This is a genomic window from Terribacillus aidingensis (genome assembly GCF_900215625.1).
Classification (GTDB): Bacteria; Bacillota; Bacilli; order Bacillales; family Amphibacillaceae; genus Terribacillus; species Terribacillus aidingensis.
Genome location: NZ_OBEK01000009.1, coordinates 31,313 through 54,538 on the forward strand (window position 1 = coordinate 31,313; position 23,226 = coordinate 54,538).

Annotated in this window: 29 protein-coding genes and 1 rRNA gene; 4 read left to right on the forward strand and 26 right to left on the reverse strand. The window is 42.3% G+C overall.

Translation table 11 applies throughout. From position 1 onward, the window contains the following. Positions 1-93 precede the first annotated feature (93 nt). The 13 genes from CRO17_RS17110 to metG all read right to left on the reverse strand — a co-directional run bounded on the left by CRO17_RS17110 (position 94) and on the right by metG (position 11,549). Complete coding sequence (locus tag CRO17_RS17110; protein WP_097043688.1) at positions 94-729, reverse strand: 50S ribosomal protein L25/general stress protein Ctc; 636 nt, start codon at positions 727-729, stop codon at positions 94-96. Positions 730-801: 72 nt separating this feature from the next. Next, the gene (locus CRO17_RS17115) at positions 802-1,749 is read right to left on the reverse strand and encodes a ribose-phosphate diphosphokinase (protein WP_097043666.1); all 948 of its coding nucleotides are present in this window, start codon (positions 1,747-1,749) and stop codon (positions 802-804) included. A 19-nt stretch (positions 1,750-1,768) separates the two neighbouring features. Continuing rightward, on the reverse strand, positions 1,769-3,130 hold the full coding sequence (gene glmU / locus CRO17_RS17120; protein WP_097043667.1) for a bifunctional UDP-N-acetylglucosamine diphosphorylase/glucosamine-1-phosphate N-acetyltransferase GlmU: 1,362 nt from the start codon (positions 3,128-3,130) through the stop codon (positions 1,769-1,771). A gap of 208 nt (positions 3,131-3,338) precedes the next feature. Then, positions 3,339-3,641, reverse strand: a complete 303-nt coding sequence (spoVG, locus tag CRO17_RS17125; RefSeq protein ID WP_077303863.1) for a septation regulator SpoVG — start codon at positions 3,639-3,641, stop codon at positions 3,339-3,341. Positions 3,642-3,762: 121 nt separating this feature from the next. Then, a complete protein-coding gene (gene purR, locus CRO17_RS17130; protein WP_097043668.1) occupies positions 3,763-4,575 on the reverse strand; it encodes a pur operon repressor in 813 nt (270 codons plus the stop codon). Positions 4,576-4,629: 54 nt separating this feature from the next. Beyond that, complete coding sequence (ispE, locus tag CRO17_RS17135; RefSeq protein WP_097043669.1) at positions 4,630-5,499, reverse strand: 4-(cytidine 5'-diphospho)-2-C-methyl-D-erythritol kinase; 870 nt, start codon at positions 5,497-5,499, stop codon at positions 4,630-4,632. A 119-nt stretch (positions 5,500-5,618) separates the two neighbouring features. Further along, entirely contained in the window at positions 5,619-5,795 is a 177-nt protein-coding gene (locus CRO17_RS17140; protein WP_097043670.1) for a small, acid-soluble spore protein, alpha/beta type, read from the reverse strand. A gap of 130 nt (positions 5,796-5,925) precedes the next feature. Beyond that, entirely contained in the window at positions 5,926-6,186 is a 261-nt protein-coding gene (gene veg, locus CRO17_RS17145; RefSeq protein ID WP_038562465.1) for a biofilm formation stimulator Veg, read from the reverse strand. 194 nt (positions 6,187-6,380) lie between these two features. After that, positions 6,381-7,250: a sporulation peptidase YabG gene (yabG, locus tag CRO17_RS17150; RefSeq protein ID WP_097043671.1), complete on the reverse strand. Its 870-nt coding sequence runs from the start codon at positions 7,248-7,250 to the stop codon at positions 6,381-6,383. A 61-nt stretch (positions 7,251-7,311) separates the two neighbouring features. Then, on the reverse strand, positions 7,312-8,187 hold the full coding sequence (gene rsmA / locus CRO17_RS17155) for a 16S rRNA (adenine(1518)-N(6)/adenine(1519)-N(6))-dimethyltransferase RsmA (protein ID WP_097043672.1): 876 nt from the start codon (positions 8,185-8,187) through the stop codon (positions 7,312-7,314). Beyond that, entirely contained in the window at positions 8,177-8,740 is a 564-nt protein-coding gene (gene rnmV / locus CRO17_RS17160) for a ribonuclease M5 (protein WP_097043689.1), read from the reverse strand. The genes rsmA and rnmV overlap by 11 nt, the downstream gene beginning before the upstream one ends. A 10-nt stretch (positions 8,741-8,750) precedes the next feature. After that, positions 8,751-9,521, reverse strand: a complete 771-nt coding sequence (locus tag CRO17_RS17165; protein WP_097043673.1) for a TatD family hydrolase — start codon at positions 9,519-9,521, stop codon at positions 8,751-8,753. Between the two features lie 69 nt (positions 9,522-9,590). Continuing rightward, a complete protein-coding gene (metG, locus tag CRO17_RS17170) occupies positions 9,591-11,549 on the reverse strand; it encodes a methionine--tRNA ligase (protein ID WP_097043674.1) in 1,959 nt (652 codons plus the stop codon). A 456-nt stretch (positions 11,550-12,005) separates the two neighbouring features. Here metG and CRO17_RS17175 point away from each other — a divergent pair, with 456 nt between their 5' ends. After that, on the forward strand, positions 12,006-12,284 hold the full coding sequence (locus CRO17_RS17175) for a transition state genes transcriptional regulator AbrB (protein WP_038562480.1): 279 nt from the start codon (positions 12,006-12,008) through the stop codon (positions 12,282-12,284). A 35-nt stretch (positions 12,285-12,319) separates the two neighbouring features. Here CRO17_RS17175 and rsmI read toward each other — a convergent pair whose 3' ends face one another. The 12 genes from rsmI to CRO17_RS17235 form a co-directional block, all read right to left on the reverse strand. Next, the gene (gene rsmI, locus CRO17_RS17180; RefSeq protein WP_097043675.1) at positions 12,320-13,195 is read right to left on the reverse strand and encodes a 16S rRNA (cytidine(1402)-2'-O)-methyltransferase; all 876 of its coding nucleotides are present in this window, start codon (positions 13,193-13,195) and stop codon (positions 12,320-12,322) included. Next, a complete protein-coding gene (locus tag CRO17_RS17185) occupies positions 13,173-13,457 on the reverse strand; it encodes a GIY-YIG nuclease family protein (protein ID WP_097043676.1) in 285 nt (94 codons plus the stop codon). The genes rsmI and CRO17_RS17185 overlap by 23 nt, the downstream gene beginning before the upstream one ends. Next, on the reverse strand, positions 13,444-14,190 hold the full coding sequence (locus CRO17_RS17190) for a tRNA1(Val) (adenine(37)-N6)-methyltransferase (protein WP_097043677.1): 747 nt from the start codon (positions 14,188-14,190) through the stop codon (positions 13,444-13,446). Before CRO17_RS17190 ends, CRO17_RS17185 begins: the two co-directional genes overlap by 14 nt. A gap of 752 nt (positions 14,191-14,942) precedes the next feature. Further along, complete coding sequence (locus CRO17_RS17195; protein ID WP_097043678.1) at positions 14,943-15,767, reverse strand: DUF6612 family protein; 825 nt, start codon at positions 15,765-15,767, stop codon at positions 14,943-14,945. Between the two features lie 532 nt (positions 15,768-16,299). Then, on the reverse strand, positions 16,300-16,650 hold the full coding sequence (yabA, locus tag CRO17_RS17200; protein ID WP_077303894.1) for a DNA replication initiation control protein YabA: 351 nt from the start codon (positions 16,648-16,650) through the stop codon (positions 16,300-16,302). 15 nt (positions 16,651-16,665) lie between these two features. Beyond that, positions 16,666-17,490: a PSP1 domain-containing protein gene (locus CRO17_RS17205; RefSeq protein ID WP_097043679.1), complete on the reverse strand. Its 825-nt coding sequence runs from the start codon at positions 17,488-17,490 to the stop codon at positions 16,666-16,668. A gap of 8 nt (positions 17,491-17,498) precedes the next feature. Then, a complete protein-coding gene (gene holB, locus CRO17_RS17210) occupies positions 17,499-18,485 on the reverse strand; it encodes a DNA polymerase III subunit delta' (RefSeq protein ID WP_097043680.1) in 987 nt (328 codons plus the stop codon). A gap of 24 nt (positions 18,486-18,509) precedes the next feature. Then, positions 18,510-18,947 (reverse strand): YaaR family protein, encoded by a 438-nt coding sequence (locus tag CRO17_RS17215; protein WP_097043681.1) that lies wholly within the window; start codon positions 18,945-18,947, stop codon positions 18,510-18,512. Positions 18,948-18,965: 18 nt separating this feature from the next. Beyond that, on the reverse strand, positions 18,966-19,295 hold the full coding sequence (locus CRO17_RS17220) for a cyclic-di-AMP receptor (RefSeq protein ID WP_077303905.1): 330 nt from the start codon (positions 19,293-19,295) through the stop codon (positions 18,966-18,968). A gap of 27 nt (positions 19,296-19,322) precedes the next feature. Beyond that, entirely contained in the window at positions 19,323-19,955 is a 633-nt protein-coding gene (gene tmk / locus CRO17_RS17225) for a dTMP kinase (protein ID WP_425444482.1), read from the reverse strand. Between the two features lie 12 nt (positions 19,956-19,967). Beyond that, a complete protein-coding gene (locus CRO17_RS17230) occupies positions 19,968-21,377 on the reverse strand; it encodes an aminotransferase class I/II-fold pyridoxal phosphate-dependent enzyme (RefSeq protein WP_097043682.1) in 1,410 nt (469 codons plus the stop codon). Positions 21,378-21,456: 79 nt separating this feature from the next. Next, positions 21,457-21,639, reverse strand: a complete 183-nt coding sequence (locus tag CRO17_RS17235; protein WP_077303914.1) for a sigma factor G inhibitor Gin — start codon at positions 21,637-21,639, stop codon at positions 21,457-21,459. Between the two features lie 303 nt (positions 21,640-21,942). Between CRO17_RS17235 and CRO17_RS17240 the strand changes: the two genes are divergently transcribed. Genes CRO17_RS17240 through CRO17_RS17250 form a run of 3 tightly spaced genes read left to right on the forward strand, consistent with a single transcriptional unit; the run spans position 21,943 to position 22,893 of the window. Further along, complete coding sequence (locus tag CRO17_RS17240; RefSeq protein WP_097043683.1) at positions 21,943-22,503, forward strand: sigma-70 family RNA polymerase sigma factor; 561 nt, start codon at positions 21,943-21,945, stop codon at positions 22,501-22,503. Further along, entirely contained in the window at positions 22,500-22,652 is a 153-nt protein-coding gene (locus tag CRO17_RS17245; protein ID WP_077303920.1) for a YvrJ family protein, read from the forward strand. The genes CRO17_RS17240 and CRO17_RS17245 overlap by 4 nt, the downstream gene beginning before the upstream one ends. Position 22,653: 1 nt before the next feature. Further along, entirely contained in the window at positions 22,654-22,893 is a 240-nt protein-coding gene (locus CRO17_RS17250) for a helix-turn-helix domain-containing protein (protein WP_097043684.1), read from the forward strand. Positions 22,894-22,931: 38 nt separating this feature from the next. Here CRO17_RS17250 and rrf read toward each other — a convergent pair. Beyond that, positions 22,932-23,044, reverse strand: a 5S ribosomal RNA gene (gene rrf, locus CRO17_RS17255). Positions 23,045-23,226 lie beyond the last annotated feature (182 nt).

Here is a 23,226-nt window from a genome sequence, read left to right on the forward strand (position 1 = left end):
CCCCTGTAAAGATGACGTTAGTCCTTCATACAATATTCTTAACATATAATTTACGTAAAAAAAGCTGCACCCGCTAAGGTACAGCTTTTTAATTTATTCTTCTTTATCGTTCTTAGATCCTTCTTCCGTTGCCTCTACATCGCTTGCGTCACCAGTAGTTGTGTCATCGGATTCAATTTCTGCAGTTGGTGCTGTGACTGTTGCGATCGTTGTATCAGCGTCTGTGAGTATTTCGTAAGTGCCGTTTGATGGCAGGTCACCTACACTGATACTGTCACCGACTTCCAACTTAGAAACGTCGACTGAAATATGATCCGGAATATCATTAGGTTTTGCACTGATTTCTAAATCGTACAATGGCTGCTGTAAAACGCCGCCTTCTTTAGAACCTGGTGCATCTCCCTCCAGCTGAATCGGTACTTCTACAGTGCGCGCTTCAGACATATTTACAACAAAGAAATCCGCGTGCAAGATACGATCTTTTAATGGGTCCGTTTGGTAATCGTGCAGCATAACATCTACTGCATCTCCTGTAATATCCAGTGAGATTACCGCGTTTTTCCCTTCATCACGTACTGTTTTTAATAAGTCGATACTATCTACCGCAACACTTACAGGCTCTTTCCCGTTGCCATACACGATTGCAGGGATAATACCCTCCTCGCGTAATTCATTGAGATACGATCTTGTATGGTTGTCTCTTCTATTTGCTTTAAGTTTTACTGCCATCATAATCACCCTCCATGTTTTTACGCATCTACATGTAAGGATTCCCTTATGATTCAGGCACTAAACATATAATCAATCAAATAGTACACTAACAGATTGCTGTTCGTGAATGCGGATGATTGCTTCACTGAACAATGGTGCTACAGAAAGCTGTGTGATGTTATCAATTTGCTTCTCCTTAGGAAGCGGAATAGAGTTTGTCACAACAAGCTCTTTAATTTGAGAATTTTGGATTCGCTCGATTGCCGGTCCAGATAATACTGGGTGAGAACATGCTGCATATACTGCCGTTGCGCCTTTTTCTCTTAACGCATTAGCAGCTAGTGTAAGGGTACCAGCTGTATCAATGATATCATCAATAATGATCGCTGTTTTGCCTTTGATCTCACCGATAATATTCATTACCTCTGCCACGTTCGGACGCGGACGGCGCTTATCAATAATTGCAATTGGTGCTTTCAGACGGTCAGCCATGCGGCGAGCACGAACTACACCACCGTGGTCAGGAGATACAACAACGATATCTTCCAAATTCTTCTTCTCGAAGTAATCAGATAGAATTGGAACACCGACTAGATGATCAATTGGAATATCGAAGAAACCTTGAATTTGCGGTGCATGCAAATCAAGCGTCAAGACGCGTGTTGCACCAGCAGTTTGCAGAATATCAGCAATCAGTTTGCTAGTGATTGGTTCACGAGAACGCGCTTTGCGGTCCTGACGTGCATAGCCGTAATAAGGCATGATAATATTAATCGTTTTAGCTGACGCACGTTTTAATGCATCAATCATGATAAGCAATTCCATCATGTGCTGGTTTACCGGCGCGCTAGTGGATTGAACAACATACACATCGCAGCCGCGGATACTTTCTTCAATATTGATCTGGATTTCGCCATCGCTAAAGTGGGAGACAGTGATTTTACCCAGTTCTACGCCAATGTGGTCTGCAATTGACTTAGCTAACTCCGGATTGGAATTCAAAGAAAAAACTTTTAACGATGGATCAGTATAAGGCATGTCAAGTAACCCTCCAAAATTATTTATTCTTAAAATAAGAAGTTTTGTTTTCTTGTCTTGCTCTTGCAATCGATAAAGCTTCTGATGGTACATCATCCGTAATCGTCGAGCCTGCTGCTACTAAAGCGCCTTTTCCGACTGTGACTGGCGCAATCAGGTTCGTATTACAGCCAATAAACGCGTTGTCCTCAATTTTCGTGAGATGTTTATTTTTACCGTCATAGTTCACTGTTATTGTACCACAACCGATATTTACATCTTTTCCTACTTCGGCATCGCCAATGTAGCTCAAATGAGATACTTTACTTCCATCTGCAATCGACGCTTTTTTCACTTCCACAAAGTTACCAATCTTCACATTGTCGCCAAGCTGTGCTTGCGGACGGATGTGAGCATAAGGTCCGATATTGACATCATTGCCAATTTCGCTGTTATGCGCAACACTTTGTTTCACAATGGTACGATCTCCGATTGTGACATCCTTCACTTCCGAATTCGGACCAATAATGCTATCTTCCCCAATAACTGTATTGCCCAGAATCATTGTGCCCGGTAAGATCGTCACATCCTGACCGATTACAGCATCGGTGCTGATATAAGTAGATGCAGGGTCTGTAATTGTTACACCATTGCGCATGTGCTGCTCATTGATACGGCGTTTCATGATTTGCTCCGCTTCGGAGAGCGCAACACGATCATTTACACCCATCGTTTCATCAAAATCAGCTGTCTGGTAAGCGGTCACCAGTTTGTTGGCTTTCTTCAGCAGTTCCAGTACATCTGGAAGGTAATACTCACCTTGAGCATTATCGTTCGATACATTATGCAATGTGTGGAACAATAACTTATTATCAAAGCAGTATGTACCCGTATTAATCTCATCAACAAGCAACTCTTCTGCATTCGCATCCTTATGCTCGACAATACGCAGTACTTCTCCTGCATCATTGCGAATAACACGCCCGTAACCTGCAGGGTTTGGTGCTTTTGCAGTCAAAACTGTTGCACTTGCCCCTTGCTGTTCATGATGATCAAGTAAAGCTTGAATCGTCTCGCCTGTGATTAACGGTGTATCTCCGCTCAACACAACTGTTACACCGTCTTTATCCTTGAGAAATTCTTCTGCCTGCAGTACGGCATGACCTGTACCCAGCTGTTCTTCCTGCAATGCATAAACACTTGCGTCGCCAAGCTGTGCTTGGACCGACTCCGCTCCATGTCCTACAATCGTAATTAATTTATTTAAGTGTAAAGAATTTAACTGGTCAGTAACATGCTGTACCATTGGCTTTCCCATAACAGGATGCAGCACTTTGTACAGCTTTGATTTCATCCTGGTGCCTTTTCCAGCAGCAAGGATGACTGCATATCGGTATGACATGCGAACCCTCCATTCTTTTATCCTCTGTAAATATATCTTAAAATAATTGTCATTTCAACAGGAGGCTGGCTTGATTTCACGTAATTCGAGACAATTTTATCATCATTTGTGTAAATAATGGCATAAAAATAACAGCCATTCCATATGTTAGAACAGCTGTTAGTTTTGCCTTTATAAAAGATGGCAGATACCATCTGTTGATCTCCTGTTAAGAAGCACCTGCTGCTTCTTCATATTCCACCACTTCTACTTCTTCATCTCCTGCACGATGATATTCCTGCAGCACTGCATCCTGAATCTTGCTCCGTGTGCCGGAGTTGATTGGATGTGCTACATCACGGAATTCGCCGTCTGGTGTACGTTTGGAAGGCATAGCGACAAACAAGCCGTTATTCCCTTCAATGACACGAATGTCGTGTACAACAAACTCTTGATCCATCGTAATAGAAGCGATAGCACGCATTCTTCCCTCGGTATTAACGCGGCGTAATCTTACGTCAGTTACTTCCATTATGTTTCACCACCCTTACCTTATTTAGAACTTATTACCAGTAATTCTACAAAACTCTGGAAACTCCTTCTAAACCTAAAACTTTTTTTAAAAATTTTTCGGTAAGGGATTGGAACTTATTTTAGCTAAAGTAATTGCCTTTTTGTACGTCGATTTGCTTGTTGCGGACATCCACGTTCTGTATCTTAATCAGCGACGTGTAATCTTCCACTACTCGGTCCTCTTCTTCATCTTCAGCTTCCGCTAATACACCAATAGCAGTCACGTTCGCATTGAATTCTTGCAGGAGACTCTTCATGCCATTAATCGTACCGCCCGCCTTCATAAAGTCATCAACAATACATACATTGGCTTGATCCGGTATACTCCGTTTCGAAAGCACCATCGTCTGTATCTTCCTTGACGATCCAGAAACATAATTAACACTCACGGTAGACCCTTCTGTTACTTTCGGATCTCTTCTTACAATAACTACAGGAACGTTTAAATAATTCGCTGTCGCATAAGCAATTGGAATACCTTTTGTAGCAACTGTTACAACGACATCAATTTCACGGTCGTGAAAGGCTGTTGCAAAAAGACGGCCGATTTTGTTCACTGCAGCAGGCTCTCCCAGAATATCACTCATGAACAAATAGCCTCCTGGAAGAAGCCGATCCGAATCCGCCAGCTTATCACAAAGCTCATCAATGAAGGAGGCACTGTTTTCCTTCGAGTAGATCGGGATATAGCGGACACCGCCAGCTGCACCTGATACGGATTGCAAATACCCAATTCCTTCTTGCTGGAACATATCATTTATAATAGACAAATCTTCGCTAACGGAAGATTTGGCAGCAGCGTACGTTGTTGAAAAATATGGCAAAGACACCAATTGCTGCGGATGATTAATTAAATAATTCGTCATCGCAACCAAACGTTCACTTCTTTTCATCTCTACACCTCAAAACCGAATGTTATTGTTAGATAATAACACTCTCGTACGGTTTTAATCAAGCTCAGGCCGACCGCCAAGCATTCGCACAACATAAACTTGCTCACAAAATCCCCTTAAGCTGTTGTATATCCGGTATGCGCGACTCTCTTGGGAGACTAGAGAGAAGACAGTTGGTCCGCTACCGCTCATCAATACCGCATCTGCTCCCGCTTCAGCCATCTGCTGTTTAATTTGTTTTACTTCCGGACATAGCTTTAGTGTGACAGGTTCCAATACATTTGCGACCTTGTCACAAATAGATTGGAAATCTCCATGCTCGATCGCATTAACCATTCCTTCTGTATCAGGGTGCTCAATACCTTCGATTTTTAACTGCTGATAAATTGTCTGTGTGGAAACACCCACTCCAGGATTAGCTAGCACAACCCAGCAAGCCGGCGGAGCTGGAAGTTCTTTTATCTTCTCTCCGCGGCCAGTTGATAGGGCTGTTGATCCATATACACAGAAAGAAACATCCGAGCCGATTTTTGCTCCCAGCTCAGCCAGCGTATCAAGGGATAATCCCAATTCCCATAACGTGTTCAGGCCACGCAGTACAGCCGCTGCATCGCTGCTTCCGCCTGCAAGACCGGCTGCGACCGGTATCTGCTTATCTATGTATATCTTGACACCTTTATCAATGTTATATGTATCTTTGATCAATTGCGCCGCACGGTAGGCAAGATTGCGTTCATCGTTCGGTACAAATCTGTTATCCGATTCGATTTCAATCTTGTTCTCCTGTAACACGATTAACTCTATCCGGTCTGCCAGGTCAATCGTTGTCATCACCATCTCTACCTCATGATAGCCATCCGGGCGTTTGTATAGTACGTCCAACGAAAGATTGATCTTAGCTGGCGCCTTTTCGAGCAAATACATGTCATGTCACCTACTTTAGTTGAATTTCTTCAAAATTGTATCATAAAAAGAAGGTGCAGGCTATTCTGCCTGAAAAGAAGCAGCCCTCCTCTTAAATAACCGAGAAGGGCTGATCTCTACTACTGTTTGTCTTGCATCGACTGCTCAGCCATGGCGATTGCATACTTTACCATATTCCCCGCGTCGCGAGAACGTATGCCGCCCCAGCCTTCCTTCTGTACCGTGTCGTAAAACCCAAGTTCTTTTGCAATTTCCTCTTTTAGTGCATCAGACATCATACCTCTTCTTCTGCCCAAAGAAAACAGCTCCCTTCTGATATTTACGACACGCTTATTATCTGTCTCGACAGTCAGTGTTATGACTGTCAGATTTATGCAAAAAGGGCAAATTAAAAAGCAGAGGATAATCCTCTGCTTTTTTCTAGCATTATTTAGCGATTTCGTTCAAATCGTCTGTATCAAAATCTAATTCTACTGTTTCGGTTAAGACATCTGCATAGCTATAGGAGACACGCTCAAACGCATTCTCATCTTGATCAAGTTCTACGATGAATACAGCTGGATACGTTTCCGCAAGTACTCCGCAACGTTCGATGGTTTTCTTTCTCCCACCATTAGCTTTCAATTTTAAACGTTTACCAATTTGTCCTTCCAGACCCTGCTTAATTTCAACTAATGTTTTAGCCACTGCACTCCACCTCACTGATCTAATCATAGCACATTTCAGATATGAAGTCAAATAAAACTTATCATTATAACAGCATATCAATTTTGATGTCAATGAAAAGATTAAATGTTTCTTATTTCACTTTATTCTTTCAAATTTGTGCAGAATTATGCATCAGTGGTAAATTTATGTGTCAGATTGCTTATTCTATTGTTTTATTCTTCCTCATCTGGATCGACATATGGTAGTCCAGTTCGCAGTAATCCGCGGGTTTCAATCCCCCCCAAACCACGTTCTCCTGTCAATGTATTACGAAGCGCATCCCAAACACCGACCTTTTCCATAAAAGGTGTAAACGCAATTTTAGCTACAATGTAAACAGGATCTAAAGCATGGATATTGATTCTGCTCGGCGAACTCGCAAAGTTCGCACCAGCTCGAATCAAAGATTCAAAATGGGATTGGCAGGCACCAGCAAAAATAACCAATTGATCTAAATGAGGGTAGAGTCGACGAGCTTCTCTGACGGTCTCCACAAAGTATTGGGAATGTCGATAAGCCTTCATGTCATGCTTATCACCTTTATTTTTCTGAAAGGCATCATGTCCGGTTATGACGATAATATCTGGTTGGATTTTTTCTAGAAGGGAAGCAATTTGGAGCGGCATCTCTTTTTCCTGCAGATGAACACCGTGTACCTGGATGCCGAACCGCTGGTAAAAATCGATACATTTCTTCAGATACGTCCTGTCTCCATCAATATGGAGAACCTTCGCAGGGATTTGAAAGTAGTTAGGGCTGTGCTGATAGCCTGCAGTTGAGTCATATTCCCGCTTATCCTTCATCAGCATATAATCCTGGCGAAAGAGACGGTAGGAATAATCTTCTTTATCCTGCCATGTTTTCTTTTGTTTGCTGATTTCGCGTGTGCCAGCTTTCACGAGATCATCCGCTGGAGCATCAGCGATAAGACGCATATCTTCTCCATGCAGAATGACTTTGTTTGCTGTGAAGCTGGACACACGAAACAATAAATCGTGCTGGTATGATTTTCTCGTGACGATATCACCAATCGTCCATTCCATTCCCGTTCACCTCATCCACCAAAGCTTTCTTCTACAGCTTATGATAGGCGGGCAAAAGTGTTCAGCTTCTGGCTGTAAAGGTGTTGGCTAAGGCAGCAAATTCATCCATAGCAAGCGATTCCCCTCTGCGAGTGCCATCAATACCCGCTTCATTCATGATGTCTTCCAGCTGCTCTTTCGAGAATTTCGCAGAGAAATGTCGGTTCAAATTATTGCGGAGCGTTTTGCGACGCTGTGCAAAGGATGCCTGTATAAGCTCAAAAAAGAACTTTTCATCCTCTACTGCAACAGGAGCTTCTTTACGCAGCTCCAAATGAAGTACTGCCGAATCGACGTTTGGCTGCGGCATGAAAGCCGTTTTTGGCACTGTCATGACAACAGCTGCTTCTGTATAATATTGAACTGCGAGCGACAGGGAACCATAGCTCTTTGAATTCGGCGATGCAGCCATCCGATTAGCTACTTCTTTTTGAATCATAACTGTAATACTGGAGATTGGCAGCTCTCTAGTTAACAGATTCATTAAAATTGGCGTTGTAATGTAATATGGCAAGTTCGCCACAATCTTCACTTCTTGATCACCGAAATACTGCTGCAATTCCTTCTGTACGTCTGCTTTCAATATATCTTCATTCCGAACTTGAACATTGTCATACGGAGATAAAGTATCTTCCAAAATCGGCAATAATCGCTGATCAATCTCAAATGCCAATACTTTGTTTGCAGCGATTGCCAGCTGCTCTGTCAACGCACCCATTCCAGGCCCAATTTCAATTGCACCAGATTCCTTCGTTACTCCTGCATGATGAATTATATTTCGTAAAATGTTTGTATCGATTAAAAAGTTCTGTCCGAGACTTTTCTTAAAGGAGAAATTATATTTCTGAAGCAGCTCCTTTGTTCGTGTCGGGGTGGCAATATGCCGTTCATTCGTCATCTTCTTCCTCCTGTATAATGCGCTGCATCGTTTCAACGAACAGCTGCTCTGATATACGGAACATTGCCAGCCGCTTTAGCAGCTGCTTTCCATTCGTATGCCCAATCGCCAATTTTTCTCCTAGCAGTTTCCGTCTTTGTTTTGCTCGCGGTCCTCCTAAAAGGCCGTAAGCGATGACAGCTTCTCTGGATATTTGCGGTTCGTAGGTGTTGTCCATCTCATATACTTGCTCTAAAGCGGCACGGATCGATTCAGCTGTTGCGTGTTCAATACCGATCCCTTTATTATGTTTTGCACGAGCTTTATCCTTTGATAAAAACGCATGCTTACATCCTGGTACTGCCTGAGAGACAATATGCCGAATTCGCTCACCAGGATAATCCGGATCTGTAAAGATAATGACGCCCCGCTTCTCTTGCGCATGTCTGATTTGCTCAATAACACCCGCATTCACCGCAGAACCATTCGTCTCTATTGTATCTGCTTCGATCGCTTGGTTTATCTTCGCTGTGTCGTCCTTTCCTTCAACGACAATAACTTCTTTAATTTGCACACTTTTCCCTCTATGCTTTGATTTGATATAGTCTTTCTGCATTCCGCATCGTCAGCTCTGCCAATTCCTCATAGCCGATACCGCGGAGCTCAGCAATCTGTTCTGCCACCAGTTTTACATAAGCTGGTTCATTACGTTTGCCGCGATTTGGATGCGGCGCTAAATAAGGACAGTCCGTCTCGATTAATAAGCGATCTGGCGGAACCATCTTTGCTACTTCCTTTGGCGCCCGCGCATTCTTAAATGTAACAGGTCCGCCTAACGATATATAAAAGTTCATATCAAGAAACTCCTGAACCAAATCAGCTTCATCACTATAGCAGTGCATAATACCGCCAACTTCCGCTGCTCCTTCTTCTCTCAGGATAGGGATGATATCAGCTGTTGCCTCCCTGTTATGAATGATGATAGGCAGCTTCACTCGTTTAGCCAGCTGAATCTGCCGACGCAATACATCTTTTTGGACATCCTTCGGTGATTTATCCCAATGATAATCAAGGCCCATTTCACCGATTGCAACAACCTTTGGATGAGTTGATAGCTCTTCTATTCGCTCTAAGTCTGCATCCGTCATATCAATAGCATCTACAGGGTGCCAGCCGATCGCAGCATAAACGAAATCATATTTTTCCGCAAGCTCCATTGCTGATGTGATGCCTTCTGCGTCACAGCCAATCACAACAAGACGAGAAACACCCGCGTCCAATGCCCGCTGCAGCATTTCTTCGCGGTCTTCCGCAAACTGCTTATCATTAATATGAGCATGTGTATCAAATAACATAAAACATTATCCTTTCTATCTAATAAAAAAAGGAAAAACGCTTGTGTACAAGCGTCTCCCTTTCCTTCTTTATTTTACAATGGAACCATTCGGTAAAGCTTGCTCCACTGTTGCCAATGCCAGTTTTCCATCTGCACTTTCACCAGAAAGGATCATTCCCTCAGACATCTCGCCTCTAAGTTTAACTGGCTTTAGATTTACTACACAAATCACTTTCTTGCCTACTAATGCTTCCGGCTCATAATGCTCTGCAATTCCGGAGATAACTTGGCGTTTTTCCGTCCCAAGATCCAGCTGAATTTTCAGTAGCTTGTTCGCCTTCTTTACTTTTTCTGCTGCAATAACTTCTGCCACTCGGAATTCAAGCTTTGCGAAATCGTCATACTGCACTTCTGGAAGTTTCGCAATGTCTTGTTCTTCTGCTGGTTTAGCCTTTTTCTCTGGTTCTGGTAGCTTCATCATATTCTTAATTGCTTCTACTTCCACCTTGGCATCCAAACGCGGGAAGATTGGACCTTCTTTTTTCACTTGGCGTCCTGCCTTCACTTCGGAAGAAAGCAGCGTTTCCCACGCTTGGCTTGCTTCCTCTACACCAAGCTGATCGAAGATTTTCGCTGGTGTTTCCACAAGGAAGGGACGAAGCAAGATTGCCACTTGGCGCAATACTTCTGCAAGATGCGCAAGCACGTTACCTAAACGGTCCGCCTGTGCTTCATCTTTCGCTAATACCCATGGTTTTGTTTCATCAATATATTTGTTTGCCCGGCTTACTAACTGCCAAATCTTCGCAAGCACAACGGAAAACTCCATGTTTTCCATTCCCTCTTCTACTTCTTTGACTGTTTGTTTTGCCATATCTTCCAGCGCCTGCTCAAATTCTGTTTCACCAGCTGTATAAGCAGGAACAATACCGCCCTTATATTGCGTAATCATTGCCACTGTACGGTTCAGCAAGTTACCAAGGTCATTTGCCAAGTCAAAGTTTGTGCGATCGACAAAGCCTTCTGGTGTGAATACGCCGTCAGCACCGAATGGTACTTCACGAAGCAAGTAGTAACGAAGCGGATCAAGACCATAGCGCTCTTTCAAATCAACCGGGCTTACAACATTCCCCTTCGATTTACTCATCTTGCCATCCTTCATAAGGATCCATCCATGTGCGAATACCTTCTTTGGCAATGGCAAGTCAAGTGCCATCAGCATGATTGGCCAGTAAATTGTATGGAAACGAACGATTTCTTTACTCATCAAATGCACATCAGCCGGCCAGTACTTTTGGTATAAGCTGTCATCATCGGAGCCATACCCAAGTGCAGTAATATAGTTAGATAGCGCGTCAATCCATACATAAATAACGTGCTTCGGATTTTCCAGCACTTTAGGTCCCCATTCAAAGGAAGTACGAGATACAGCTAAGTCTTCCAAACCAGGCTTAATGAAGTTATTAATCATTTCATTCTTCCGGCTCACTGGCTGGATGAATTCAGGATTCTCTTCATAATGCTTTAACAGACGATCTGCATACTTGCTCGTACGTAAGAAATAAGACTCTTCCTTAACACGATCAACAGGTCCGCCGCAATCAGGACATTTGCTGTCTTGCAGCTGTGTTTCTGTAAAGAAGGACTCACAAGACGTACAGTACCAGCCTTCGTATTCATCTAAGTAAATATCACCCTGTTCTAAAAGACGGGAGAAGATTTTTTGAACCGTCTCTTTATGCCGCGGTTCTGTTGTTCGAATGAAGTCTGTGTTGGTAATCTCAAGTGTTTTCCAAAGGTCTTTTATTCCTTTAACAATCTCATCTACATACGCTTGAGGTGTTACACCTTTTTCTTCTGCTTTCTTTTGAATCTTCTGGCCATGCTCATCAGTACCTGTCAAATACGCAACATCGTATCCACGCAGACGCTTGTAGCGCGCCATTGCATCACCCGCTACTGTCGTATAGGCATGTCCGATATGTAACTTGCCACTCGGATAATAAATCGGCGTTGTGATATAAAATGTTTTATTTTCTTTCTGCATCTGCTAACCCTCCATTATCAAAAAAGCTCACTAAGATGAGCTGTTCGTATACATTTACACTTACCTCTATTGTAGCGACTTTCCACTATAAATTCCAATCCGGCTGAAATATTTTCATCGTGTTGCGACAGAAAATAGATCTAATCTACGTACTTTATAGTAGAAATCCGACAAATCGAGTTAATTTGTCGAATAATGTCGACTTATCGGCACATTTCTTTTGTCATTGTTCGGTTGAAATTCCTTAATTTATTTTACTTATTTTACAAATAAATACATTATTAGAGGTTAAAATACCTACTCATTTGCCTTATACCTGTTTTTACTGCCAGAAAAGCGCTTTACTTCAAGATATTTGAATTGACACATATGTCAATCACTGGTACGATAGCGTTAGTTAAATTGTCGAATAATGACGAATCAACATATATATACACCCGAGAGGAGAAACAAAGGATGAAATCAACAGGTATTGTACGTAAAGTAGATGAATTAGGAAGGGTTGTAATTCCAATTGAATTGCGCCGCACACTTGGCATCAACGAAAAAGATGCTTTGGAAATCTACGTTGATGATGACCGCATCATTCTTAAAAAATACAAACCAAATATGACTTGCCATATCACTGGCGAGATCTCTGATGATAACTTGTCATTGGCAAATGGCAAACTAGTTCTTAGCCGCGAAGGTGCAGAAGAGCTAATCAATGAAATCCAAACACGTTTGAACAAATAAGCAAAAACCGCTCCGTTAAAGGGAGCGGTTTTTTTTTATTCTACATGATAGGCCTGATAAACATCGCGTTTTGAAAGATTGCGATCAATGGCTACTTGTTTGATTGCCTGCTTAGATGGGATATCGTCTTTCTTTATATACCAATCTACGTGTTCCTGCACACTCATATTCTCCCAGAAAGCCTGCTCTGCTTCCTGCAGTTCTGCTTCTGTTGCACCTTCTACTACGATACAGAATTCGCCGCGCAAATTTTCAGATGCCGCCCATTCCACGGCTTCTTGTAGGTTACCTCGCAGAAATTCTTCATAACGTTTCGTCAGTTCTCTACCTAATGCTACTTTGCGTTCACCGAAACTATCATGTATAGCCGCTAACGTTTCTTTCAAACGATGAGGACTCTCATAAAAAACCAATGTTGCTGTCACCTTACGCAGTTTCTCCAGGTCTCCAGTCAAATCCTTCTTCTTTCTCGGCAAAAATCCGAAAAAATGATAAGCATCAGTAGAAATACCAGAACCGACTAATGCTACCAGCGCTGCATTGGCTCCTGGAAGTACAACTACCGGATAACCAGCTGCTGCAGCTGCTTGGACCAATTCCTGACCCGGATCAGATATTGCCGGCATACCAGCGTCGCTGACTAACCCGACATCCTTCTCTTCTGCTAACAAATCCAGCAGCATTTGTTCTCTCGTTTTACGATTATGTTCGTGGTAACTGATTAGCGGTGTTTGAATATCAAAGTGATTAAATAGTTTTATCGTATTGCGTGTATCTTCTGCAGCGACAGTATGTACTTGCTTCAATGTTTCCAGTGCTCGCAATGTAATATCCTGCAAGTTGCCAATCGGTGTCGGGATAATAAAAAGCGTTCCTGTCTGGTGCTTCTCAAAACTTTTCTGTGATTGCATGCTGCCTTCCCCCTTCCAATATAAGCTTCCATTTTTGCTGCTTAGAGAGCTGCTTGATCCGATATTCCTCTCGCAATGCTGCTTGTCGTGTTTCAAATGTTTGGAGATATACCAAGATAAATGGCCCTCTTCCTCTTGTATATTTTGCACCTTTTCCAGTGCTATGCTGCTTTAAGCGGTTAGCAAGTGCATTCGTATAGCCGGTATACAAACTTTCATCCTTGCACTTTAATATATAGACGACATGCTTATTTTCTCCCATACAGGATTTCCTCTAATTCTTCTGTATATCCCCCGCTTGCAGTATGTGAATATAGCGGAGGCAATACCTTTAAGCCAGGATTGCCATTACGTACCCCTTCGATTAACAGGATATTGGCTTCCTTATCAGGTTTCGGATAAACAAGCCGCATACGTTTTGGTTCGATTTTCTGTTGACGCATCGACGTAACAATATCAAGCATCCGCTCCGGACGATGCACTAGACTCACCTTTCCGCCCGGCTTGACAAGCTTACGGCAAGCCAGAATTACATCATCCAACGTACACATAACTTCATGACGAGCAATTGTCAGATGTTTATTCAGATTTTGCTCGCGTTTGCCTGGCGTCTTGAAATAAGGCGGGTTGCATGTCACAGCATCAAAAGGACCGTTGCCAAAGAATGCCGGCATGTCTTTTAAATCTCCATGTACTATATCCAGCTGTTCATCCAGCTCATTTAATGTCACATTACGAACTGCCATATCATAAAGGCGCTCTTGGATTTCAACACCTGTAATTTGTGCTTTCGTTCTTCTGCTCATCAATAAAGGAATAACCCCATTACCGGAGCATAAGTCTAATATTTTTCCCTTTGTAAGAGGAATAGAAGCGAAATCAGCCAGAAGCACCGCATCTAATGAGAAGGCAAAAACAGTCGGACTCTGGATAATACGCATATTTTGCTCCGCAAGCAGATCGTCTAGCCGCTCATCTCCTTTTAATTCCACCATATGATAACCTTGCTTATGTTTTCTAAATTCATTTTAAAGTAATCAGACGACATAATAGCAGCTCCTTTCATAGTATTATAGCACGAACGAAAGTTCGATTTTCAAATGTATCTTATAATGAAGTAATAATGAAATGATGTAGGTTAGCCATATAATTAGATAGCTTGTATAACTAGCAATTAAAAATCAAGAAGATAGATTGTCTTAAGAAAACTATGCGTTTTAGATGGTAATCTTAGAAGACTAAAAAAGAATAAGCTAATGAGTCCACAAAGTCAATTAAACGGGACACTATCTACTGCAAGTAAGAACTATCTGTTTTGTTACGAAAAAAACTCCTAACTATATTCAATGCCAATTCATTAAATGAAGGAAAAATAATCTCTTGGGATGGTTAGACATTAACAAACGTTCGTTATAAAAACTAGCTGAAAGGATTATACAAAGCTGAAAGGGATAGTAGAGAAAAATGAAGGTATGGAGATTGAGAATAATTACTTAAGGCGTTGCCCTATCTATGTCATAGACAGTTTTGAATACGTATCAGTATAGAACACCGGGCGCTAGCTAGCCTGGGGCCAGTTGTTTTTTCATTTACAACCTCCTAGTGAAAGTACATTGACACATATCAGTACTCAGTGCAGGCAGCCTAAAAAAACAGGATTCTGAAAGAGGCAGCTATGCCGATCAAAATCCTGTTCACAAATCACCTATCACACTTGCTCCGAAAGAAATTCTTATAAGATAGCTGCTTAATAAGCCATACCTGCTTCTTCGGTTATGTCAATAGCGTCTTTCACTTCCTCTGGAAGTTCAATGGCATCCGTTCCATTAAAGTTACTTGTATTAACATCTATCACAGCATTTACAGTACCTTCTTCACCAGCTTGGGTTGCCTTCATAACCATATCTATTTTGTAGTTCTTGAAATAGTTGGTTTCTTTGTCAATGGTAATGGTGTAATCAAATTTATCATATGATACATCCTCTAAGGCCACAATGTCTTCATAAGAGGCACCCATTTTTTCTTCCATAATATCCTTCATTTTATCTTCTGCTATCTTTACATCAAGAACATAATCTGTATCCGTTTCAGAAACCTTTATACTATCTGCCATTTTCTGTACTGTTTTAATCTGGCTGCCTATCGGTTGCTCATATTGCTTCGGATCAAGGGCAGCGCTGGTTTCGGAGTCTGCATCCATTTTATACCACGCAGCTGTAGTAGGTTCATATAAGTAAAGTGTATCTTCTTTAATGTACGATTCGACTTGTTCTCCCATCGTATCCATGTTTAGTTTCATAGATATAGATGGTTTCATAACAATTGTTCCTGATATGGAACTAGTGGTTGACTGGTCAACACCGGGAGCATTGATATCCATCTTCATATTCATATCAATATCAGCACTTTTCATGTCAGCATCAGCTTCGAAGCTTTTCTCTAGAATCTCTTCTGGAGTTGGTGTTTTCTTTTCTTCTCCTTTTGTCTCTGTTGAAGCGTCATTAGCACCACATCCAGTTAAGAATAGTGCAATTGCCAGTACGATCCAAATAAGGTGTTTTGCTGCTTTCATCTAATCCCTCCAATTTTTTCTTAACCTAACGAACTTAACCACTGTATGGTTGCTTTGGTATGTCCTATTACTATTCATGTATTAAAAAAGTCCGCCTTGAAAAGTCTACCAAATTATATCGTTTTTAATTGGATTTGTTTAACAATAACTTACAAAATTCAACAATTAAGGATAATTACCTACAAACCTTAATACTTTTAATGAAAATTAGATAAAGAAGACCTAGAGGCAAATGAGGAAAGAGTTCTACACTTTCTTAATCTGTATGTTTATTTTCCGATAGAAGGAACGAAGACAGGAGGCGGCTTATCGAATGTAGTTAATGGGATTGGTAGCGAATGGGGTACAATGAAAACTAGGAAAGGATATCTCTCTTTGAGAAGTAACAAGTAAAATGAATATAGATAGAAATCTTGGTTTCGTCATTACCATTATCTAAACACGGATTATAAAATGATAGCATATACACCATCTAATATATTTTTTCATCAAAAAAAGGCCTTCCTTACTATAAGTAAGGTAAGCCTCCACGTCATTTATTCTTATTCAAGAACGTCAAACAGAACAAGCAATCTTCATTACGTCTCGGACTGCCGAAGTGTACATTACAGATATGGAAACCCTCTTCATATAAACGCGCTAGGTTGTCATATCCTTCGCCAATCGGTGCTTCCTTAGACGGTGCGGCCTTGCTGCCAGCTTTTTGCTCCTGTGCAGCTTGGCCATCTAGACGATTGCGCAGATGATGATTCTCTACCGTTAAACGGTTGTTCTCTTCCAACAGTTCCGCTACATGACCTTTAACATCACCCAATTGCTTGTACAGCTGGCCAATCTGCTCTTCCATCTGTGTGACATGCTCCAGTATTTCCTTCTTATTCACCGTCTCTCCACCCCATCAGTCCATGGCTTGCGTTGAGATAACTCCTTCTTCGATCAGTTCATCTAAGGTATACTCGATAACCCGTTCCTTCTCCGGTACTTCAATCTGAATCAACCGTTCCAAAATGTTCAGGCCTACTACCTTACCTGATCCGTAAGAAGTCCGAATCGCTTCACCTAAATCCGGTAGCTCACGTTTCGCCTCTTCGTACTCATCATTTTCATACTTCAAGCAGCACATAAGCCTGCCGCATAAGCCGGAGATCTTCGCCGGATTCAGCGATAGGTTCTGATCCTTTGCCATCTTGATGGACACTGGCTCGAAATCTCCCAGAAAAGTAGAGCAGCAAAGCATTCTGCCGCAAGGACCAATTCCGCCTAGCAGCTTTGCTTCGTCACGCACACCAATCTGCCTAAGCTCAATCCGAGTCTTAAATACTGCTGCTAAATCTTTCACCAGGTTACGGAAATCAACCCGTCCGTCTGCTGTAAAGTAGAAAATCACTTTATTTCGGTCGAATGTATATTCTACTTCAACCAAATTCATATCAAGTTTATGATCGCGAATCTTCTTCTCACAAACTTTATACGCTTGCGCAGCGTTCTCTGTATTTTCCGCCACGCTATATTTATCTTTGTCTGTTGCGATACGAATAACCTTTTTCAGAGGAAGGACAATATCCTCTTCGTCTACTTGCTTATCTGCAAGTACAACTCGTCCGAATTCTACGCCGCGAACAGTCTCTACAATAACATAGTCGTCCAGTGCAACAGAAAGGTTGCCTGGATCAAAGTAATAGATCTTACCCGCCTTTTTAAAACGGACACCAATGACTTGCATCTACCAATTCACCTCTGCATCTGAAGTGTTAATTTCTCCATAACAAGTGCAGGATGGACATTTTGATCTAATTGGCGTTTTGCTTCCATAATAGACTGCAAACAATCTGTAGCTCGCTGCCTTGTCCAATGGCGAAGGCTGTTTTCAAGCCTGTCTTTTTCCTGTATATAGATAACGGAATCCGGCCTGTCAGCATAAAGATAGATAATGTCTTTAAACCACAATAATAGCAGATGTAATGCCAGCTGCTGCATCTCGCGGTCCTTCATTACAGGCATCCATTGGCTATGGACAAACAAAAGCGCTTCATTAGGCCTCGTTTCCAGCACTTCTACTAATTGTACCACTAGTTTTCGCGCTTTAGCAAACCACTCTTGCCCGGAAATCTCCATTGCCTCCTCATAATTGTTCGTCAGCTGAGATAAAAGACGGGCTGAGGACTGAGATATTCCCTCGGAATTAAGTAATTCTGCAAATTGTCCTTCCTGTAATGGCTGCAGTGCTAGTATCTGACACCTGGATTGAATTGTCTGCAGTAAAGCCTGACTATTCTCGGTCAGCAAAATGGCCGTTGTATAAGCTCCAGGCTCCTCCAGAAACTTGAGCAGGCGATTGGATGCATTTGCTGTCATTTTATCCGCATTTTCCATGACGTATACCTTGCGTTCCGATTCCATACCCGTGTAAGAAAATTCTTTTTGCAGCTTGAGAATTTGTTCATTCTTGATTGAAGCACCATCCGGAATAATCCAATGAAGGTCTGGATGGTTGCCTGAATCAATACGGCGGCAGTCCTTACAGTCATTGCAAGGTTCAGCACCTGTGCGGTTCTTACAAAAGATACTTTTGGCATACAAGCGGCTCAATTCCGCTTTGCCAGTACCGCGCGCCCCCTGAAATATGTAGGCATGAGATATTCGATCGCGCTTTAGACTGTTGATGAGCATTTTACTCACAACAGGCTGCACGGCAGACATTTCCGTCCAATTAGACATACTGCTCTTCCTTTATCAGTTACTTCACGTGTAAAGATTAAACAAGAGCCCTTTTATTTCTCCAATCAGTCCGAGTACACCAATCTGCTGCTTTTCTTGATCCATTAAGATCTCTGTCAGCTCCATGAGTTTCTCATCTATCTGGCGTACTGTTGTGAGTCGCCGGGCTCCGTTCTGGTTCCAGGAATGCTCATGATGCAGCTCCATTCCATTTTCCTTTACATCTTCCATGAATTTCTTGATCTTTCTTTTATATAAAGTAAGCTCGCGAAACGACCTTGTCTTTGCAAGGCGTTCTCCTTGCTTTGTGATATCCGTTATCAGCTGCTGTAACTCAGCCCCTTGCAGCTTCCTGCTTTGAGACTGCACCAAGTCTTGAAACCGTTTTGGTTCTGTTGGTGTCTGTGTTGTATTCTTACGTGCAGCATCCAGCTGTGCACGTATCTCCGGACCGATTTTCAACGGTATAGTCTCCTTTATTTAGAACTTGAAGAAGGAATCAACAGGCAGTACAAATACAGTTGCTCCGCCAACTTCTACTTTGACCGGGTTCGGGATATAAGAATCTGCGTTGCCTCCCATAGGGGAGATAGGTGCGACCATCTGATTGCGCTGGCTGCAGTTATCTTTAATGATATCCATCACGTCATCTACTTGGTCATCTTCACAACCGACCATAAGTGTCGTATTCCCTGCTTTAAGGAAACCGCCGGTCGTAGATAGCTTGGTTGTTTTGTAATTCTGATCTCCGAGTGCATCTGTCAATCTGTTACTATCTTTATCCTGAATAATTGCTAATACTAATTTCATCGCAATTCCTCCTCCATGTCTTTTCCATTACTTTTGCTTTAAAAAAGTCATGATCGCCTGCACAGCCTCTTCCGCTACTTCTGCAAGCGGCTTAGCAGCATCAAGTGCTACAAAGCGGTCCTTGTATTGTTCCTGCAAGATCTTATACCCTTCATAAACGCGCTCATGAAAGGATAAAGTCTCCAAGTCCAATCGATTCTTCTCTCTACCTTTATTCTCCGAGATTCGTGCTAATCCTTCTTTTGGAGAAATATCAAAGAATAGCGTCAAATCAGGCATGGTCGACTCGACAGCGAAGCGATTTATTTCCATCACTTCCTCCATTCCAAGTCCGCGTGTATACCCTTGATAGGCTAAGCTGCTGTCAACAAAGCGATCGCACAGTACTATCATTCCCTTTTCTAAAGCCGGCCACACCTTCTCTACAAGATGCTGTCTTCTCGCAGCAGCGTAAAGCAGCGCCTCTGTGCGTCCATCCATTTTCGTGTTAGACGGATCCAAGATGACAGCACGAATTGCTTCTGCAATCTCAATACCGCCAGGCTCGCGTGTCGACAGCACTTGATAGCCTTCTTCCTCTAAACGAGCTGCCAACAGCGGAACAGCAGAAGTCTTGCCTGCACCTTCTCCGCCTTCCAGCGTAATAAACAATCCTGTCAAAATCATTCTCCTTCATCTGCTATACATAAGCATCCCTTCTGCAATCCGTTCATTTTGAAAAGAGATGCCGCTATTCTTCCATAATTGTATCATTTCCACATGCTGTTTTGTAACGATTTCTCCTTTTGCCAGAACCGGAATACCAGGAGGATACGGAATAATCGATTCTGCTGCAACCATGCCGGCTGCTTCTTGCCATGCTGTAAACTGTGTTTGCTTTTGCTCCATCTCCGAATAGCTAAAAGCTAGTTCCGTAATAGGCTGTGTAAAGAGGCGAATCTCATGCACAGGCGTTCTCTTTGAATAGCGTCCTACAGTATTAATAGTCTCTCTTACTCGCTGGAGCTCTTCCTGCGTCAGACTTTCTAATCCATGGACAAGTAAAATATGCCGATCTGTGACTAGTTCCGGGTATATACCGTGTGATTCCAGCTCTGCTGCCAGCTGTTTTGGCTGATAAATCGGCTTGACCCGCAGCACAATTTTAAGCCAGTCACCATCCGGGCTTTCTACTTCCCAGCAATCTGATTGGGCAAGCAAGCTTCGCAAGTTATCGACAGCCGCCTGCAAGCTATTCATATCCTCTTCTGTGCATGTAGCTAAATACTTCCTCGCTGTATCTAAAGAAGCAAGCAGCAAATAAGAGGGACTGCTGGACTGCAGCATTCGTAAATATCGATCAATAGTGCCTACCGGGACATAGCTCTCTTCGTTTACATGCAGATAAGAGGCCATCGTGAATGCTGGAGCCATTTTGTGAGCTGACTGTACCACCACATCTGCTCCGGCCTGCAGTGCGCTCAGAGGAAGTGACACGGCTGTTCCAAAATGTACGCCATGCGCTTCATCGACCAGCACTGGCATGTTTGCTGCATGCGCTGCATCTATTACGCTTTTCAAATCGAAGACTGTGCCATAATAATCAGGATACGTTAAAATAATCGCTTTTGCCTCTGGATACATCTTAATCGCTTTATAGACTGTATGCGGTGTGGGATGTGTATACCTTGCTTTTGCTTCATTATATTCAGGAGCTAAAAATACCGGCTTCGCTCCTGCAAGTTCCAATCCGTTTAATATAGACTTATGACAATTACGCTGCACTAACACTGTCTCGTTCAGTTGGATAGCCCCCAATATCATAGCCAAATTACCGACCGTACTACCGCCAACTAAAAAACGAGAATGCTTTGCTCCGAAGTAAGATGCTGCTAAATGCTGCGCTTTTGCAATTACTCCCTCCGGTGCATGCAAATCATCCAAACCTGACAACTCCGTCTGATCAAGACATGCTACGCGCCGAAAGTAATTCTCTTTCTGAAAAAGCGCACCATGTTTATGTCCCGGAACGTGAAATGATATCGGTTTTCGTTCTGCAAATTGTAGTAAACTATCATAAAGCGGTGTTTCTTCCTGATTCATTTCGTATTTCTTCCTTTACTGATCTGTTTGTATTTATTATACGGACTAAAATAGAAAGAAAAAAGCCCGGTAAGAGGCTTTAGTGGAAAGTCATTTGATTAAGATTGCGAAGTTTCTTCACAAAGTAATGATACTGCACTTCTTTCGGTTCAGTCTGGACAATCTTCTGTTCGCATTCTCTGCATATGAAAAGACGATACAAATGGATTCCTTCTTTTTTCTCTTGGTCACATATACCGCATAAGCAACTTTTGCTCATCATTCTCCACCTCCGTTAGGATAGTTTCTCCTAAACTAACGAACTCTATACCTGCTAACCTTGTATTCTAGCCTATGTGTGCCTAGATCAGATGTTGTTTGTACGCTTTGTACGTATTGACGTTGTCAATTCAAGGACTAGCTGCCTTTTATATACTATAGGAAACTCCCCCAGCAAAATCGCCACAGGAATACCTGATGGATGAGAAGCTTGGGACTGTCCACATAACTCTTTTCAAATAGGCTAATTTTTTTTACACTAAAACAGAACATACGTTCGCTTCGTAGTGGAAGGGAGGACTGCATAATGTGCAGCAAGAAAGATGAGTCGCCAACTAACATACACCCGAATGCAGCCTTAATGAATGGATTCCTAAAGGAGAAAGATCATCGTTCCATTTATGAACAAGCAGTTCGTTATCCATCGGCCGCTAATCTAAGCCGGCTCAACTCAGCTTTTCAGCAATTTTATACAGAAATACAATTGACCAATTACCTTACGACTACACTCAGTTTTTATGCCAGCAATTACAGTAAACATGCTGCAAAAAAACAAGATCGGGAATTAGTAATACTTGATCAGCCAATTAATGAAGAACACGACAGCAGTAAAAAGGACATGCTTATTGCCAGAGATGATCAGCAGGTGTATGGATGGGAACAAGCGATTCATGACCCCGGACTTTTTTCGGCCATACAGGAGCTCCCTGATAAGCAGAAACAACATCTCGAGCTGCGCTTCATTCATCAGCTCACCCATACCGAGATAGCAGACAAACTAGACATCTCTCAACAGGCTGTTTCGAAATCTATCCAGTCTGCACTAAAAAAACTGCGGGTGGCTCTATCGAAAGGAGCATTACCATGACAACCGATAATCTGATTTCTATGATTGGCAACCTGGGTTTCCCTATCGTCGTATCTTTTTATCTGCTCATTCGGCTTGAACAAAACATAAAACGCCTGGAACAGACATTGCAGGCACTTATTGAACAGATTCAGAAAGGAGAAAATTAATATGGAGAGCTTATTTGACCTGACACTAAAAGCAAAAGCAAACGACAAAGCTGCTATGGAAGCAGTGCTCCTTCGTTTTCAGCCAAAGATCCGGAGATTGAGCAACAATGCTCCTCGTGCTTGGAAAGAAGATATGGAGCAGGAATTGTATATCCAGCTGATTAAAGCAATCCATCGATTTGAAATTCAAGAGATTAATCCACAGTGGAATTTTTCGTATCCAATTTATCACGCTATATAAAAAAATCCCTGATCATTTCTGATCAGGGATTTTATCTTGCCTGGCAGCGTCCTACTCTCGCAGGGCGAACCCAACTACCATCGGCGCTGAAGAGCTTAACTACTGTGTTCGGCATGGGAACAGGTGTGACCTCTTCGCTATTACCACCAGACAATTCAAAGATTCAATTAAATGAACCCTCAAAACTAGATAAGAAACTTCATGCTTTTACATCTCATGCGCTGCCAAGCACCGGAGTGCTTGGTCTTTGGCGTTGACTTACTAAATCATTTTAGTTAAGTCCTCGATCGATTAGTATTCGTCAGCTGCACGTGTCACCACGCTTCCACCTCG

Bases quoted from the DNA above. Each gene is read 5' to 3' on its own strand.
- CRO17_RS17110 (WP_097043688.1), bottom strand. From the start codon at position 729: ATGGCAGTAAAACTTAAAGCAAATAGAAGAGACAACCATACAAGATCG.
- CRO17_RS17115 (WP_097043666.1), bottom strand. From the start codon at position 1,749: ATGCCTTATACTGATCCATCGTTAAAAGTTTTTTCTTTGAATTCCAAT.
- glmU (WP_097043667.1), bottom strand. From the start codon at position 3,130: ATGTCATACCGATATGCAGTCATCCTTGCTGCTGGAAAAGGCACCAGG.
- spoVG (WP_077303863.1), bottom strand. From the start codon at position 3,641: ATGGAAGTAACTGACGTAAGATTACGCCGCGTTAATACCGAGGGAAGA.
- purR (WP_097043668.1), bottom strand. From the start codon at position 4,575: ATGAAAAGAAGTGAACGTTTGGTTGCGATGACGAATTATTTAATTAAT.
- ispE (WP_097043669.1), bottom strand. From the start codon at position 5,499: ATGTATTTGCTCGAAAAGGCGCCAGCTAAGATCAATCTTTCGTTGGAC.
- yabG (WP_097043671.1), bottom strand. From the start codon at position 7,250: ATGGAATGGACGATTGGTGATATCGTCACGAGAAAATCATACCAGCAC.
- rsmA (WP_097043672.1), bottom strand. From the start codon at position 8,187: ATGACGAATGAACGGCATATTGCCACCCCGACACGAACAAAGGAGCTG.
- CRO17_RS17165 (WP_097043673.1), bottom strand. From the start codon at position 9,521: ATGTTATTTGATACACATGCTCATATTAATGATAAGCAGTTTGCGGAA.
- metG (WP_097043674.1), bottom strand. From the start codon at position 11,549: ATGCAGAAAGAAAATAAAACATTTTATATCACAACGCCGATTTATTAT.
- CRO17_RS17175 (WP_038562480.1), top strand. From the start codon at position 12,006: ATGAAATCAACAGGTATTGTACGTAAAGTAGATGAATTAGGAAGGGTT.
- rsmI (WP_097043675.1), bottom strand. From the start codon at position 13,195: ATGCAATCACAGAAAAGTTTTGAGAAGCACCAGACAGGAACGCTTTTT.
- CRO17_RS17185 (WP_097043676.1), bottom strand. From the start codon at position 13,457: ATGGGAGAAAATAAGCATGTCGTCTATATATTAAAGTGCAAGGATGAA.
- CRO17_RS17190 (WP_097043677.1), bottom strand. From the start codon at position 14,190: ATGGTGGAATTAAAAGGAGATGAGCGGCTAGACGATCTGCTTGCGGAG.
- CRO17_RS17195 (WP_097043678.1), bottom strand. From the start codon at position 15,767: ATGAAAGCAGCAAAACACCTTATTTGGATCGTACTGGCAATTGCACTA.
- CRO17_RS17205 (WP_097043679.1), bottom strand. From the start codon at position 17,490: ATGCAAGTCATTGGTGTCCGTTTTAAAAAGGCGGGTAAGATCTATTAC.
- holB (WP_097043680.1), bottom strand. From the start codon at position 18,485: ATGTCTAATTGGACGGAAATGTCTGCCGTGCAGCCTGTTGTGAGTAAA.
- CRO17_RS17220 (WP_077303905.1), bottom strand. From the start codon at position 19,295: ATGAAATTAGTATTAGCAATTATTCAGGATAAAGATAGTAACAGATTG.
- CRO17_RS17230 (WP_097043682.1), bottom strand. From the start codon at position 21,377: ATGAATCAGGAAGAAACACCGCTTTATGATAGTTTACTACAATTTGCA.
- CRO17_RS17235 (WP_077303914.1), bottom strand. From the start codon at position 21,639: ATGATGAGCAAAAGTTGCTTATGCGGTATATGTGACCAAGAGAAAAAA.
- CRO17_RS17240 (WP_097043683.1), top strand. From the start codon at position 21,943: ATGTGCAGCAAGAAAGATGAGTCGCCAACTAACATACACCCGAATGCA.
- CRO17_RS17245 (WP_077303920.1), top strand. From the start codon at position 22,500: ATGACAACCGATAATCTGATTTCTATGATTGGCAACCTGGGTTTCCCT.
- CRO17_RS17250 (WP_097043684.1), top strand. From the start codon at position 22,654: ATGGAGAGCTTATTTGACCTGACACTAAAAGCAAAAGCAAACGACAAA.